The organism is Enterobacter sp. MGH 16 (assembly GCF_000493175.1).
GTDB lineage: Bacteria > Pseudomonadota > Gammaproteobacteria > Enterobacterales > Enterobacteriaceae > Enterobacter > Enterobacter roggenkampii.
This window is the reverse complement of the sequence record NZ_KI535695.1, coordinates 4198467-4212775: the sequence shown is the minus strand read 5'-3', so window position 1 is coordinate 4212775 and position 14309 is coordinate 4198467. Positions and strand designations below refer to the sequence as shown.

The 14309-nt window shown below is 58.9% G+C and carries 14 protein-coding genes; 2 read left to right on the top strand and 12 right to left on the bottom strand.

Features of this window, described 5'->3' with window-relative positions:
- Nucleotides 1-36 precede the first annotated feature (36 nt).
- Entirely contained in the window at nt 37-1074 is a 1038-nt protein-coding gene (locus L362_RS03255) for an oxidoreductase (RefSeq protein WP_023345265.1), read from the bottom strand.
- A gap of 256 nt (nt 1075-1330) precedes the next feature.
- On the opposite strand from L362_RS03255, the gene yhhY reads away from it, so the two are divergent.
- The gene (yhhY, locus tag L362_RS03260; protein ID WP_023345264.1) at nt 1331-1819 is read left to right on the top strand and encodes an N-acetyltransferase; all 489 of its coding nucleotides are present in this window, start codon (nt 1331-1333) and stop codon (nt 1817-1819) included.
- An 86-nt stretch (nt 1820-1905) separates the two neighbouring features.
- Here yhhY and ggt read toward each other — a convergent pair whose 3' ends face one another.
- Nucleotides 1906-3651: a gamma-glutamyltransferase gene (gene ggt / locus L362_RS03265; RefSeq protein WP_023345263.1), complete on the bottom strand. Its 1746-nt coding sequence runs from the start codon at nt 3649-3651 to the stop codon at nt 1906-1908.
- Between the two features lie 123 nt (nt 3652-3774).
- Between ggt and L362_RS03270 the strand changes: the two genes are divergently transcribed.
- A complete protein-coding gene (locus L362_RS03270; RefSeq protein WP_021242742.1) occupies nt 3775-4152 on the top strand; it encodes a DUF2756 family protein in 378 nt (125 codons plus the stop codon).
- Here the strand turns inward: L362_RS03270 and ugpQ are convergent.
- The 10 genes from ugpQ to livK form a co-directional block, all read right to left on the bottom strand.
- A complete protein-coding gene (gene ugpQ / locus L362_RS03275; RefSeq protein ID WP_021242741.1) occupies nt 4136-4882 on the bottom strand; it encodes a glycerophosphodiester phosphodiesterase in 747 nt (248 codons plus the stop codon). The two genes, L362_RS03270 and ugpQ, sit on opposite strands and share 17 nt — an antisense overlap.
- Entirely contained in the window at nt 4879-5949 is a 1071-nt protein-coding gene (locus tag L362_RS03280; RefSeq protein WP_008503354.1) for a sn-glycerol-3-phosphate import ATP-binding protein UgpC, read from the bottom strand. The genes ugpQ and L362_RS03280 overlap by 4 nt, the downstream gene beginning before the upstream one ends.
- Before the next feature lies 1 nt (nt 5950).
- Entirely contained in the window at nt 5951-6796 is an 846-nt protein-coding gene (gene ugpE / locus L362_RS03285; RefSeq protein WP_023345262.1) for a sn-glycerol-3-phosphate ABC transporter permease UgpE, read from the bottom strand.
- A complete protein-coding gene (ugpA, locus tag L362_RS03290) occupies nt 6793-7680 on the bottom strand; it encodes a sn-glycerol-3-phosphate ABC transporter permease UgpA (RefSeq protein WP_008503352.1) in 888 nt (295 codons plus the stop codon). The genes ugpE and ugpA overlap by 4 nt, the downstream gene beginning before the upstream one ends.
- Nucleotides 7681-7837: 157 nt before the next feature.
- Nucleotides 7838-9154, bottom strand: coding sequence for a sn-glycerol-3-phosphate ABC transporter substrate-binding protein UgpB (ugpB, locus tag L362_RS03295; protein ID WP_023326491.1), 1317 nt, complete (start codon nt 9152-9154; stop codon nt 7838-7840).
- A 247-nt stretch (nt 9155-9401) separates the two neighbouring features.
- A complete protein-coding gene (gene livF / locus L362_RS03300; protein WP_008500102.1) occupies nt 9402-10115 on the bottom strand; it encodes a high-affinity branched-chain amino acid ABC transporter ATP-binding protein LivF in 714 nt (237 codons plus the stop codon).
- Between the two features lies 1 nt (nt 10116).
- Nucleotides 10117-10884: a high-affinity branched-chain amino acid ABC transporter ATP-binding protein LivG gene (livG, locus tag L362_RS03305; protein WP_008500101.1), complete on the bottom strand. Its 768-nt coding sequence runs from the start codon at nt 10882-10884 to the stop codon at nt 10117-10119.
- Nucleotides 10881-12158, bottom strand: a complete 1278-nt coding sequence (livM, locus tag L362_RS03310) for a branched chain amino acid ABC transporter permease LivM (protein WP_008500100.1) — start codon at nt 12156-12158, stop codon at nt 10881-10883. Before livM ends, livG begins: the two co-directional genes overlap by 4 nt.
- Nucleotides 12155-13081 (bottom strand): high-affinity branched-chain amino acid ABC transporter permease LivH, encoded by a 927-nt coding sequence (gene livH / locus L362_RS03315; protein ID WP_008500099.1) that lies wholly within the window; start codon nt 13079-13081, stop codon nt 12155-12157. The genes livM and livH overlap by 4 nt, the downstream gene beginning before the upstream one ends.
- Nucleotides 13082-13127: 46 nt before the next feature.
- Nucleotides 13128-14237: a high-affinity branched-chain amino acid ABC transporter substrate-binding protein LivK gene (gene livK, locus L362_RS03320; RefSeq protein WP_023345261.1), complete on the bottom strand. Its 1110-nt coding sequence runs from the start codon at nt 14235-14237 to the stop codon at nt 13128-13130.
- Nucleotides 14238-14309 lie beyond the last annotated feature (72 nt).

Sequence of the window (14309 nt, the reverse complement as noted above, 5' to 3'; positions counted from 1 at the left end):
AAAAATTGTGAATAAGTGCAGAGGAGCCGTTTTTGCTTATTTCGCGAGGGTTACCGTGGCAGGAGAATCCTGTTCGAAGGCCCGCTCAAGGATTTCGAGGTTGGTCAGAACGTCAGATTCCTTGACGTAATTCGCCGTACCGTTTGTGAGGGTCTCAAACAGCGCATCATAGACGCGGCCATAGTCGCCGGTTTCCGGCTTCAGCGTTTCTTTGACCGTCACGCCCTCATCGTTCACATACTCCAGCACACCCACGGAATCGTCCGCGGCAAAGCCTGGTTCACCCGGCATGATATTGGCCTTCAGGCTGGTCTCCTGCTGGTCGATACCGTATTTGATAAACGAACCTTTAGTGCCGTGAACGATAAATTTCGGGTAATCGATCTTCACCAGGTGGCTGGTTTTGACGATGGCTTTAAGGTCGCCGTAGAACAGCTGGGCTTCGAAGGTATCGTCCGGGTTGGCTTTATTGCGCAGGCTGCGAATGTCATACGTCACGTGGTCCGGGCGGCCAAACAGGGAGATGATCTGGTCCATGGTGTGCACCCCCAGCCCGTAGAACGAACCATCCTGCGGCAGTCCGGGTTGCGTTTCCGCCACCGGGCGGTAGTAATCGAAGTGACTTTCGATCTCCACAATGTCGCCGAGCTTGCCGCTTTCAATCGCTTTTTTTGCCGTCAGGAAGCAGCTGTCAAAGCGACGGTTCTGATACGGCGTGACGGTCAACCCTTTACTTTTCGCCAGCGCGAACAGCGCTTTCGCTTCGGCGATGGTCGGGGTGAACGGCTTTTCTACCAGCACGTTTTTGCCCGCTTCCAGCGCGCGTTTCGCATAGTCAAAATGGCTGTCGGCGTGGGTGCAGACAACCACCAGCGTGACCTGCGGATCGTTAAGCACCTCATCGAGATCGCTGGTGAAATGGATGTGGGAGTACTGCGGAGACTGCTCCTCCGGCTTCGCGCGGCGGCGGTAGATATGGGCCACATGCCAGGTATCTTTACGGTTGAGGACATACGGCAGGTGATAGCGGGTGGTGCTTTTGCCAAATCCAATAAATGCACAGTGTAGTGTCATGGCTCAGTCCTTTTGGAAGGTTACTGAGTCTAACCATAACAAAAAAAAAGCCAGCTAAAAGCTGGCTAAAGTAATACTGGAAGCAATGTGAGCAATGTCGTGCTTTCAGGTTCCCGTAGCGGTCTTCCTGAATGCAGAGCAATAATAATCATTCTCATTCGCACTTGTCCAATACTTTTTGCAAAAAATAGCGGTTGACTCAAATTTTAAAGTCATTGATGTTGGAAGGGCCTTTTAACTGACTGAGGAACAAGGAATGAGTGAGATAGTGATACGCCACATCGAACCCAGCGATGCAGAAGCTTTACGAGACATCATGTCGCATCCTGATGTGTATCACGACACGCTACAGCTCCCTCATCCTTTTATGGAAATGTGGCACGAACGCGTTGCGACAAAACCAGGCCGGCGCCATCTCGTTGCCTGTCTGGACCAGCGCGTTATCGGGCATATGGCGCTGGACGTGATGGAAAACCCGCGTCGCAGCCATGTTGCCACATTCGGCATCAGCGTGGCTGCGGATATGCAGGGACGCGGCGTAGGCCGCAGGCTCATGAGCGAGATGATCAACCTGTGTGACAACTGGTTGCGCATTGAACGTATCGAACTGACGGTCTTTGCCGATAACCCCGCGGCTGTTGCCCTCTATAAAAATTTTGGTTTTGAAATCGAAGGGACCGGCAAGAAATTTGCCCTGCGCAACGGCGAATATGTGGACGCGTATTATATGGCGAGAATGAAGTAATGATTTGCCGGGTGGCGGCTTCGCCTTACCCGGCCTACGTTCGTGCAGTTGTAGGCCCGGTAAGCGCAGCGCCACCGGGCAATACATCAATACCCCGCCGTCAAATCATCCACCGAACGCGGGTCTGATGCGCCAAACAGCGCTCCGTCCGGCCCCACCATAATGCTCTGGGTGCTGCCCATCGCCTCTTTCACCGCCACCTTCTGCCCACGCTGCTCAAGCAGTTTAATGGTGTCCGGGCTAAAGCCCTTCTCGACGCGCAGCTCGTCCGGCAGCCACTGGTGGTGGAAACGCGGGGCGTTAGTCGCTTCGGCGACGTTCATCCCAAAGTCGATGCTGTTCACCACCATCTGCAATACGGTGGTGATAATCCGGCTGCCGCCCGGGCTACCGGTTACCAGCCAGGTTTTGCCCTCTTTCACCACGATGGTGGGCGACATGGACGACAGCGGACGTTTCTTCGGCCCTACCGCGTTCGCATCGCCGCCGACCAGCCCGTAGACGTTCGGCACGCCCGGTTTGGCGGAGAAGTCATCCATCTCGTTGTTCAGCAGAATGCCGCTATTGCCCGCCACAATCCCGGTTCCGAAGGTGGTGTTGAGCGTATAGGTCACCGCCACCGCGTTACCGTCTTTATCCACCACCGAGAAGTGGGTGGTCTGGTTGCTTTCATACGGTGCCAGCTTGCCGGGACGGATCTCGCTCGACGGCTTGGCCTTGTTGATGTCGATCTGATCGGCAATGGATTTGGCGTACGCCTTGTTGGTCAGCGCCTGCCACGGCACCTTCACGAAGTCCGGGTCGCCGAGATATTCCGAGCGGTCGGCATAGGCGCGTTTTTCCGCTTCCGCCATTATCTGCATGGCATCCGCGCTGCCGAAACCGAACTTGTGCATATCGAAGTTTTCAAGAATGTTGAGGATCTGCACGATGTGAATGCCCCCGGAAGACGGCGGTGGCATGGAGAAGACCTCGTACCCGCGGTAGGTGCCGCTAATCGGCTCGCGCTCCACCGCCTTGTAGTCCGCCAGATCCGCTTTGGTGATGAGCCCGCCGTTCTTCTGCATCTCTTCCGCAATCTGGTCGGCAATCGCCCCTTTGTAGAAGGCGTCCGGGCCGTGCTCCGCAATCAGCTCCAGGCTTTTGGCGAGGTTCTTCTGCACCAGCTTATCGCCCTTCTTCAGCGGTTCACCGTCTTTCCAGAAGATCGCCTTGCTGTTTTCGTGATTCGGGATGACTTCGCTGCCGTAGGTTTTGAGGTCGTCTGCCAGGGCGTCATTCACCACAAAGCCCTCCCGCGCCAGCTTGATAGCAGGCTGCACCACCTTGTTCAGCGGCATCGTGCCGTATTTTTCCAGCGCCAGCGAGAAGCCCGCAACGGTGCCCGGCATGCCGGAGGCCAGGTGCGAGGTCAGGGATTTTTTACTGTCCGGGTTGCCCTGGTCATCGAGGAACATGTCCCGTGACGCCTGAGAAGGCGCCATTTCACGGAAGTCGATGGCGGTGGTTTTCCCGTCTTTGGTGCGCAGCATCATAAAGCCGCCGCCGCCCAGGTTCCCCGCCTGCGGGTGCGTCACCGCCAGCGCATAGCCGACGGCGACTGCCGCATCCACCGCGTTACCGCCCTGCCTGAGAATATCGACGCCCACGCGGGTCGCCAGCGCATCCACGGATGCCACCATGCCGTGGGTTGCCCGCACGGGATGAAAAACATCTTCCTCCACGCCGTAAGAGACCGGAGGCGCCGCGGGCGGGTTGGCCGCCACGCTAAATGTACCGCCTGCCATCAGCGCGGCGAGGGCGACCCAGCGCAAAAACGTTGGTTTCATCATTATTGTTCTCCAGGTGAAGGGATCCATATTCCCCGCTTAAGCCTGGTTCACAACTCCTAAAAAATCATCGTCATGGTGAAATCAGGGTAAACTTAAGAGAGACCTCAAAAGGAGGAAATGACAATGAAACGCTTATTGATTCTTACGGCGCTGATCCCCTTTGCCGCGCTCGCACAGCCACTCAATACGATGAATAACCCTAACCAGCAGGGTTATGTCATCCCGAGCCAGCAGCGTATGCAGACCGAGATGATGAGCCAGCAACAGCAGCAAAAAGGGATGCTGAATCAGCAGCTGAGAACGCAGACCCAGATGCAGCAGCAAAGCCTGCAAAATCAGATGAACGCCAACACCCAGCGCGTGCAGCAGGGGCAGGTTCGCGAGCAGCCGCTGCCGAACAGAAACGGCGGAATGTTAGGTGGGATGACCTCGTCAGGCAGCGGACAGCAGCATATGCTGCCGCCGCAGTCGAATGGCAGTATGCTTAATCCGCAGAACTAAAGTCCGGGCCAATCAGGTCAATCGCATCGGTACAGATGCTGTCCACGCCCCAGCGCAGCAGTTCGGCTGCACGCTGGGGTTTATTGACGGTGTAAACCAGAATATGCAGTCCCGCGTCTTTTAGCATCTTCACCCGCGCCTCATCCAGCAGCTTGTGATTAAGATGAATAGAGACACACGCTAAGCGCGTCGTCAGCTCGCGCCAGTCCTCGCGCCACTCGTCCAGCAATAGCCCGCGCGGCAGTTCCGGCACGGCCGCCTGCGCCGCCTCCAGGGCGTCAATTTCAAACGAGGAGAGCAGCGGCGCGGTCATCCCTTCCCACAGCTCGCGCGCGGCAAGGGCGATCACTTTGCCGGTCAGCGGCCCGGTGCCGGTGGTCGGTTTGATTTCGATATTGGCCATCATGCCGTGCTGGCGACAGCGATCGGCCACTTCCGCCAGCAGCGGCAGCGGTTCGCCTTTGAATTCGCCGCTGTACCAGCTTCCGGCGTCGACTTTCAGCAAATCGCGCCACGGCAGCTCGCCCGCCACGCCCCAGCCGTTGCTGGTGCGTTCGAGGTTATCGTCATGCAGCAGGAAAATCTCGCCGTCTTTCGACAGCTTGGCGTCGAACTCGATCATGGTGTGGCCGTAACGCGCGCCAACATCAATCGCCGCCAGGGTGTTCTCCGGCGCCAGCTTACCGCCGCCGCGGTGGGCGACGACGTGGGGATAAGGCCAGTTGCTCATACTCGTTGTCCTGTTTCACCGTCAAAAAGGTGCAGATGATTTTCCGGCAGGTGCAGCCACAACGTGCTGCCTGCTTTCGGGCGCTCCTGATGCGCCAGACGCACCACCATCTTTTGCTCGCCCCAGCGCCCGTGCGCCAGGTTATCTGCACCTAACATCTCCAGCGTGTCCATCACCAGCGGCACGCCGCCTTCCGCCTGAGAGGTTAAACCGATATGTTCCGGGCGGATACCGAGCGTCATCTTACGCCCGGCGTAGCCACGATAGTACCAGTTGATCGGCAATGCCATCCCGCTTTCCAGCTCAAAGTGCGTGCCCGTGCTGCTGATGCGCCCTTCGAGCAGGTTCATCGCCGGGCTGCCGATAAAGCTCGCCACAAAGCGGGTGGCCGGTTTCTCGTAGACTTCCACGGGGGTACCAATCTGCTCGGCAACGCCTTTGTTCATCACCATCACGCGCTGGGCGAGGGTCATGGCCTCAACCTGATCGTGGGTGACGTACAGTGACGTGGTTTTCAGACGACGGTGCAGCTGCTGCAGCTCAAGACGCATCTGCACGCGCAGCTTGGCGTCGAGGTTAGAGAGCGGCTCGTCGAAGAGGAATACCGCCGGATCGCGCACGATGGCGCGCCCCATCGCCACGCGCTGGCGTTGGCCGCCGGAGAGTTCGCGCGGGCGGCGCTTGAGCAGGCCGTCCAGCTCCAGAATACGCGCCGCTTCTTTCACGCGCTCCTCAATATGGCCTTTGCCCATGCCGCGGATTTTCAGCCCCCAGGCCATGTTCTCCTCCACGCTCATGTGCGGGTAGAGGGCGTAGTTCTGGAACACCATCGCGATGCCCCTGTCTTTCGGCTCCATCTCGGTGACGCGCTGGCGGTCAATCCAGATATCCCCGGACGTCACGCGCTCCAGCCCCGCCACCATGCGCAGCAGCGTAGATTTGCCGCAGCCGGACGGGCCGACCATCACGATAAACTCCCCGTCCGCCACGTCGAGCGTGAGCGGCTGAATCACCTGGGTTTTGCCGTCCCAGCTTTTGGTTACTGCCTGAAGTTTTAAACCTGCCATCTTATTTCTCGCTATCGACCAGGCCGCGGACAAACGCGCGCTGCATGGCTAAAACAATGACTACGGGTGGGATTAGGGTGAGCAGCATCGCCGCCATCACCTGGTTCCAGAGGGTGGTGCCTTCGCCGGTGGCAATCATGCCTTTGATGCCCGCCACGGCGGTGCCGAGATTGACGTCCTGAATAATCAGCAGCGGCCACAGGTACTGGTTCCAGCCGTAGATAAAGGTGATCACAAACAGCGCCGCAAGGTTGGTTTTCGACAGCGGCAGCACGATGTCACGGAAGAAGCGCATCGGCGAGGCGCCGTCGATGCGCGCGGCTTCAATCAGCTCGTCCGGCAGGGTCATAAAGAACTGGCGGAACAGGAAGGTGGCGGTCGCCGAGGCCATCAGCGGCAGGGTGAGGCCCGCGTAGCTGTCGAGCATCTTCAGGTTGGCGATCACTTCCACCGTCGGGAAGATACGCACCTCCACCGGCAGCATCAGGGTAATGAAGATCATCCAGAAGAAGAGGTTGCGCAGCGGAAAGCGGAACCAGACGATGGCGAAGGCCGAGAGCATCGACACCGTAATTTTGCCGACCGTAATGCCGAACGCCATGATGAAGCTGTTGAGCATCATCAGCCAGAACGGCGCGCTGTTGGCGCCCATGCCCTGGGTCCAGATGGTCTTCATGTTCTCGAACAGATGCGTGCCTGGGATCAGCGTCATCGGCGTGTCGAACACCGCTTTGGTGTCCAGCGTGGCGGCGACAAAGGCCACGTACAGTGGAAACAGGATGACGATGATCCCCAGAATCAGCATGGTGTGGCTGAAAATCGTCAGCCCGCGACGGTTCTCAATCATTGGTAGCGCACCTTACTTTCAACATAGCGGAACTGCACCACCGTGAGGATGATGACGAGGAACATCAGCACCACCGACTGCGCGGCGGAGGCCGAGAGATCCAGCCCGGCGAAGCCTTCGCGGTAGATCTTATAGATAAGCGTGGTGGTCGCCTGCACCGGACCGCCTGCGGTCGCCGCATCGATCACCGGGAAGGTGTCGAAGAAGGCGTACACGAGGTTAACCACCAGCAGGAAGAAGCTCACCGGGGCGATCAGCGGCAGCGACAGCCTGAAGAAGCGACGAATCGGCCCTGCGCCGTCAATCGCGGCGGCCTCCACCAGCGAACGCGGGATGGACTGCAGCGCGGCAAAGAAGAACAGGAAGTTGTAGCTGATCTGCTTCCACACCGAGGCGAACACCACCAGGAACATGGCCTGGCCGCTGTTCTGGGCGTGGTTCCAGTCGTAGCCGAACTCTGCCAGGAAATGGGTAATCAGCCCGCGCCCCGGGTTAAACAGGAAGATCCACAGCACGGCGGCGACGGCGGGCGCCACGGCGTACGGCAGCAGCATCAGGGTCTGATACAGGCGGCTGCCGCGCACCACATAGTCCACCAGCGCGGCGAAAAACAGCGAGGCAACAAGGCCGCTGACGGTGACCAGCGCGCTGAACCTGATCGTCGTCCAGAAGGCGTCCAGGTAGTAGCTGTCATGGAACAACGCGGTAAAGTTGTCCAGCCCGACAAACTGGCTGGAGAGCCCAAACGGATCGACGCTTTGTACCGAGTACCACAGCGCTTCGCCCGCAGGCCAGATAAAGAAGATAACGGTGATGACCAGCTGAGGCGCGACCAGCAGGTACGGCAGCCAGCGGGAACGGAACACCGGACGGGATGATGACATTGAGATTGGGTTCCTGAGCAATGCCGGGTGGCGGCTACGCCTTACCCGGCCTACAAATATTTCTCCCTCTCCCCGTTGGAGAGGGTTGGGGTGAGGGCATCAGCCCGCACGATCCCCGTAGGCCCGGATCGCTACGCGTCACCGGGCGAATCACGGATTACGATTTCGTCGACTGCTCAAAGCGGCGCAGCAGCTGATTCCCGCGCTCTACCGCGGAATCCAGCGCCTGCTGTGGCGTTTTCTTCCCGGTCCAGACGCTTTCCAGCTCTTCATCCACGATGGTGCGGATCTGCGGCATGTTGCCCAGGCGCAGGCCTTTGGTGAACGGCAACGGCGGCTTGTTCAGCATCTGACGCGTCGCGATATCCGCGCCCGGGTTCTTGCTGTAGAAGCCCTGCTCGCGGGTCAGGTCATACGCGGCTTTGGTGATCGGCAGGTAGCCGGTCTTCTGGTGCCATTCGGCGGCGTTTTCCGGCTTCGCCAGGAAGTCAAGGAACTCGGCCACGCCTTTGTAGGTGCCCTTGTCTTTACCCTGCATCACCCACAGGCTCGCCCCGCCGATGATGGCGTTCTGCGGCGCGCCCTTCACGTCGGCATCGTACGGCATCATGCCCACGCCGTAGTTGAATTTGGCGTAGTGACGGATATCCGCCAGCGAGCCGGAAGAGGCGGTGGTAATGGCGCAGTCGCCGTTATAGAACTTCTCGGTGGATTCGTCTTTACGCCCGAAGTAGCTGAAGTCGCCCTTCTTGTTCAGTGCTTCCAGCAGCGCGATGTGCTTCACCTGCTCCGGCTTGTTAAACTCCAGTACCGCGTCGGTGCCGTCGAAGCCGTTGTTTTTGGTCGCCACCGGCAGGCCGTGCCAGGCGCTGAAGTTTTCGATCTGGATCCAGCCCTGCCAGCCGCTGGCGTAGCCGCACTTCATTCCCGCCGCTTTCAGCTTCGCGGTGTATTCGGCCAGGTCCTGCCAGGTTTTTGGCGGCTGCTCCGGGTCTAAACCGGCTTTCTTGAAGGCGTCTTTGTTGTAGTACAGCACCGGCGTGGAGCTGTTAAACGGCTGAGACAGCAGATGTCCGGTTTTGGAATCGGTGTAGTAACCCGCTACGGTTGGCACGAACTGGGATTCATCGAAGTTAATACCCGCTTCTTTGAACACTTCATAGACCGGCTTGATGGCTTTGGAGGCCATCATGGTGGCGGTGCCCACTTCATAAACCTGTAACAGTGCAGGCGCGTTGCCGGTACGGAAGGCGGCGATGCCCGCGCTCAGGCTCTGCTCGTAGTTGCCTTTGTACACCGGCACAATTTTGTAATCCGGATGGGTGTCGTTGAAACGCTGCGCCAGGGAGTCAACTTCTTTACCCAACTCCCCTTCCATGGAATGCCAGAACGGAATGGTCGTCACAGCCATTGCATTCGTCGCAAAAGCCAGACCCAGTGCCAGACCCAAAGCTGTGTGTCGTAACGATGTCATTGTCATCTCTCTTATTGTGCCGGATGCGCGATATCACGCGTTTTATGCTCGCGAGGTAACATGACATGCTCGAATGACAGAAAAATAACTGTTTGTTTACAGATAAGTGACAGCAAAGGGTCAGGGGGATGATGGTTGTGTGAAGGGGTGTAGTGGTTAAAAAAGCCGGGTGGCGGCTACGCCTTACCCGGCCTACTCGATCCCTGTAGGCCCGGTAAGCGCAGCGCCACCGGGCGATACAGACGGCTCAGCCGCCCAGGTAAGCGCTCCGCACCGCTTCGTTCGCCAGCAGCGCGTCGCCGGTGTCTTCCAGCACCACGCGGCCGTTCTCCAGCACGTAGCCACGGTCAGCCAGCTTCAGCGCCTGGTTGGCGTTCTGCTCAACGAGGAAGATGGTCATCCCCTCTTTACGCAGCTGCTCAATGGTGTCGAAAATCTGCTGGATGATGATCGGCGCCAGGCCGAGCGACGGCTCATCCAGCAGCAGCAGGCGCGGCTGGCTCATCAGCGCGCGGCCGATCGCCAGCATCTGCTGTTCACCGCCTGACATGGTGCCTGCACGCTGGATGCGACGCTCCCACAGGCGCGGGAAGAGTTCGTACACCCACTTGATGCGGGTCTGGTATTCATCGCGGTGGGCGAAGAAGCCGCCCATCGCCAGGTTCTCTTCCACCGTCATACGCGAGAACACGCGACGCCCTTCCGGAACAATCGCCACCGCCTCGCGCATGATTCTGGCGGTCTGCCAGTCGGTAATGTCTTTGCCGTCAAACACAATCCGCCCGCTGGTGGCGCGCGGGTCACCGCACAGGGTGCCGAGCAGCGTGGTCTTACCCGCGCCGTTGGCGCCAATCAGGGTGACGATTTCACCCTGGTTGATATGCAGGCTGACGTCGTGCAGCGCCTGGATCTTGCCGTAGTGCGCATTGACCTTGTCGAACGTTAACATCGCTTTTTCCATCTTATGCCTCACCCAGGTATGCGCGGATCACGTCCGGGTTGTTGCGGATCTCTTCCGGCGTGCCGTTTGCCAGCGGCGTACCCTGGTTAACCACGTAGATACGGTCGGAAATGCCCATCACCAGCTTCATGTCGTGCTCAATCAGCAGAATGGTGGTGTCGTGGTGATCGCGCAGTTCGGCAATCAGCTCGTCCAGCTCTTTGGTCTCTTTCGGGTTGAGGCCCGCCGCCGGTTCGTCGAGCATGAGGATTTCCGGCTGCGTCACCATGCAGCGCACAATTTCCAGGCGACGCTGGTCGCCGTAGGCCAGGTTGCTCGCCTGACGGTTGGCGTGCTGCAGCAGGCCAATGCGGTCGAGCCAGGTGGCGGCGCGATCGAGCGCTTCATCCTGGGCGCGGCGGAAGGCCGGGGTTTTCAGCAGGCCGGAGAACAGCCCGGTTTTCAGCTGCTGATGCTGCGCCACCAGCAGGTTCTCAATCACCGTCATCTCGCGGAACAGACGCACGTGCTGGAAGGTACGCACTACGCCCATGCGGGCAATCTGCTGGCCCGGCAGCCCTTCAAGATGCTGATCGCGCAGCATGATGGTGCCGCCCGTCGGCTTGTAGAAGCCGGTCAGGCAGTTAAAGACCGTGGTTTTCCCCGCGCCGTTCGGGCCAATCAGGGAGACAATCTCTTTCTTGTGCAAATCCAGATTCACGTTGTTGACCGCCAGCAGGCCGCCAAAACGCATCATCAGACCGTTAACGGATAATAATGGCTGACTCATGCCTGCTCTCCTTTCGCTTGCCCGTTCTTCAGCTTCAGCTGTGGACGGGTCATCGGCAGCAAGCCCTGCGGACGCCAGATCATCATCAGCACCATCAAACCACCCAGCATTAACATGCTGTATTCGTTAAAGTCGCGCATCAGCTCGCGCGAGACCACCAGCAGGATGGCCGCCAGGATAACGGCGAACTGCGAGCCCATCCCGCCCAGCACCACAATCGCCAGCACAAAGGCGGATTCGGCAAAGGTGAACGATTCCGGGCTGACGAAGCCCTGACGCGCGGCAAACAGCGTCCCGGCAAAACCGGCAAACGCGGCGCTGATGGTGAACGCGGTCAGCTTGATGCGGGTCGGGTTCAGGCCCAGGGAGCGGCAGGCGATCTCATCTTCGCGCAGCGCTTCCCACGCGCGGCCCAGCGGCATGCGCAGCAGGCGGTTAATCACGAACAGGGTGATGACCACCAGCAGCAGCGCCACCAGATAGAGCCAGATGACGCGGTCGGACGGGTCATACTTCACGCCGAAGAAGTTACTGAAGGTGTCCCAGCCGCCTTCGCGGGCGGTGCGGCTGAACTCCAGGCCGAAGAAGGTCGGTTTCGGGATCTGGCTGATGCCGTTCGGGCCGCCGGTCACTTCGGTGTTGTTCAGCAGCAGGATACGGACGATTTCACCGAAGCCTAAGGTCACAATCGCCAGGTAGTCACCGCGCAGGCGCAGCACCGGGAAACCGAGCAGAAAGCCTGCGGCGGCAGAAACCAGCCCTGCCAGCGGCAGGCAGGTCCAGAAGCCGAGCCCGTAATAGTGGTTCAGCAGCGCGAAGGTATAGGCACCGATGGCGTAGAAGCCGCCGTAGCCCAGCACCAGCAGACCTGAGAGCCCCACCACCACGTTCAGACCGAGACCGAGGATCACGTAGATCATGGTCAGGGTAGCGATATCCACGGTTCCACGAGACACCACGAACGGCCACGCCACGGCAGCCACCAGCAGCGCCACGAGGAACAGCTTCTGCTTAACGGTAGACCCGTCGATGGCCGGCAGGACGAATTTCGGCCCGGAGACGTTTTTCAGCGACTTCTGGAACAGCGGACGCAGCAGCTGGAACAGGAACACCACGGCGGTACCGATAAACACCCACTGCCAGCGGATGTCGGGGGCGGTATCCACCACCAGTTTGGTGCCATTCAGCTCAAGCTGGACGCCCATAAAGACGCCCGCCAGCACGAAGAACATGGCGGCAGAGAGCAGCGCCATTGCAAAATGCATCGGTTTCATACTTTCTCTACCTCCGGACGGCCCAGAATACCGGTAGGCATGACCAGCAGAACCAGAATCAGCAGGGCAAACGACACCACGTCTTTATATTCGGTGCTCAGATACGCCGAAGAGAGCGCTTCCGCCACGCCCAGGATCAGGCCGCCAATCATCGCGCCCGGAATACTGCCGATACCGCCCAGCACCGCCGCGGTAAAAGCTTTCATCCCGGCCATAAAGCCGATGTACGGGTTGATCACGCCGTAGAACTGGCCGAGCAGCACGCCTGCGACGGCAGCCATCGCGGCGCCAATCACGAAGGTCAGGGCAATCACGCGGTCGGTATTGATGCCGAGCAGGCTCGCCATCTTCAGGTCTTCTGCGCACGCGCGGCAGGCGCGTCCCATCCGCGAGTAGCGGATGAACAGCGTCAGGGCCAGCATCGCAATAAAGGTCACGACCCAGATAACCAGCTGCATGGTGGTGATAGAGGCCGCGAAGTTTTCGCTGGCCCCCACAATCCACTGGCCGTTAAACAGGCTTGGCAGCGCCACGTCGCGCGAGCCTTCGGTCAGGCTGACGTAGTTTTGCAGGAAGATCGACATCCCGATGGCGGAAATCAGTGCAATCAGACGCTTGGAGCTGCGCACCGGCCGGTAGGCCACGCGCTCGATGCTCCAGCCGTAGGCGCTGGCAATCACAATCGCGCCGACAAACCCGGCGGCGACCAACAGCCAGCTGCTGTCGATGCCCATCATCATCAGGGCGGCGATAATCATAAAGGAGACATAGCTACCGATCATGTAGACCTCGCCGTGGGCGAAGTTGATCATGCCGATAATGCCGTAAACCATCGTATAGCCGATGGCGATCAGCGCGTAGGTGCTTCCCAGCGTGACGCCGTTAAACATCTGCTGCAGGAAATAGAGAAACTGCTCGGACATATGCAAACCTTTTTATACCCGCCCGTCATGCCGGGCGGTGGGATAATTATTTGGCGGCCGAAGACGAACCGTCGGCGTGCCACTTAAAGACACCAAACTCAAATCCCTTCAGATCGCCTTTCTCATCCCAGTTCAGCGGCCCAATCACGGTGTTCGCCCCGTGTGCTTTTAAATCTTTCACCAGATCCAGCGGTTCTTTGCTGCCGGTACGATCCAGCGCGGTGGCCAGAGACTGTACGGCGGCATAGGTGATCCAGACGTACGGACCACTCGGATCTTTCTTCTGCGCCTTGAGCGCATCCACGATAGCCTTGTTGGCCGGATCCTGGTCATAGCGTTTTGGCATCGTCACCAGCATGCCTTCGGCAGAATCCCCGGCGATGTTGGACAGGGAGGCATTGCCCACGCCCTCTGGCCCCATAAACTGAGTTTTCAGACCGGTGGCGCGCGCCTGACGCAGCATCTGCCCCATCTCCGGGTAGTAGCCGCCGTAGTAAACAAAGTCGATATTCTCTTTTTGCAGACGGGCGATCAGCGCGGAGAAGTCTTTCTCACCGGCGGTAATGCCGTCGAAGAAGACGATGTTCGCGCCGCCTTTTTTCAGGCCGTCCTGAACGGAGCGCGCCAGGCCTTCGCCGTATTGCTGCTTGTCATGAATAATGGCGATACGCTGCGGCTTGACGGTTTCAAGGATGTATTTGGCGGCGGTAGGCCCCTGAGAGGAGTCCAGACCGGCGGTGCGCATGATGTGCTGGTAGCCGCGCTGGGTCAGCTCAGGGTTAGTGGCGCCAGGGGTGATCATCAGAATGCCTTCGTCTTCGTAGATGTCAGACGCGGGCTGGGTGGACGATGAGCACAGGTGGCCGATCACATACTGGATGCCATCGTTGACGATTTTGTTGGCGACCGCGACGGCCTGTTTCGGATCGCAGGCGTCGTCATACTCCAAGCCCACCAGCTTGTCGCCCTTGATGCCGCCCTTAGCGTTGATGTCTTTGATGGCCTGGCGCGCACCGTTGAACTCCATGTCACCCCACTGGGCAACAGGGCCGGACATCGCCCCCACTACCGCAACTTTTATGTCTTCCGCCATGGCGGCATGCGAGATCGACAGTGCGACCATCCCCGCGATTAACGTCTTCGCGTTCCTTTTCATCTCTGAATCCCCATTCGTGATGTCGTGTTTATATTTTGTTTTATTATGGTTAAAAAGCATTCTGTACTTTTA

Coding starts and splice junctions, on each gene's coding strand:
- ugpB (WP_023326491.1), bottom strand. CDS start 9,154: ATGACATCGTTACGACACACAGCTTTGGGTCTGGCACTGGGTCTGGCT.
- livF (WP_008500102.1), bottom strand. CDS start 10,115: ATGGAAAAAGCGATGTTAACGTTCGACAAGGTCAATGCGCACTACGGC.
- ggt (WP_023345263.1), bottom strand. CDS start 3,651: ATGATGAAACCAACGTTTTTGCGCTGGGTCGCCCTCGCCGCGCTGATG.
- yhhY (WP_023345264.1), top strand. CDS start 1,331: ATGAGTGAGATAGTGATACGCCACATCGAACCCAGCGATGCAGAAGCT.
- livG (WP_008500101.1), bottom strand. CDS start 10,884: ATGAGTCAGCCATTATTATCCGTTAACGGTCTGATGATGCGTTTTGGC.
- livH (WP_008500099.1), bottom strand. CDS start 13,081: ATGTCCGAGCAGTTTCTCTATTTCCTGCAGCAGATGTTTAACGGCGTC.
- livK (WP_023345261.1), bottom strand. CDS start 14,237: ATGAAAAGGAACGCGAAGACGTTAATCGCGGGGATGGTCGCACTGTCG.
- ugpQ (WP_021242741.1), bottom strand. CDS start 4,882: ATGAGCAACTGGCCTTATCCCCACGTCGTCGCCCACCGCGGCGGCGGT.
- L362_RS03255 (WP_023345265.1), bottom strand. CDS start 1,074: ATGACACTACACTGTGCATTTATTGGATTTGGCAAAAGCACCACCCGC.
- livM (WP_008500100.1), bottom strand. CDS start 12,158: ATGAAACCGATGCATTTTGCAATGGCGCTGCTCTCTGCCGCCATGTTC.
- L362_RS03270 (WP_021242742.1), top strand. CDS start 3,775: ATGAAACGCTTATTGATTCTTACGGCGCTGATCCCCTTTGCCGCGCTC.
- ugpE (WP_023345262.1), bottom strand. CDS start 6,796: ATGATTGAGAACCGTCGCGGGCTGACGATTTTCAGCCACACCATGCTG.
- ugpA (WP_008503352.1), bottom strand. CDS start 7,680: ATGTCATCATCCCGTCCGGTGTTCCGTTCCCGCTGGCTGCCGTACCTG.
- L362_RS03280 (WP_008503354.1), bottom strand. CDS start 5,949: ATGGCAGGTTTAAAACTTCAGGCAGTAACCAAAAGCTGGGACGGCAAA.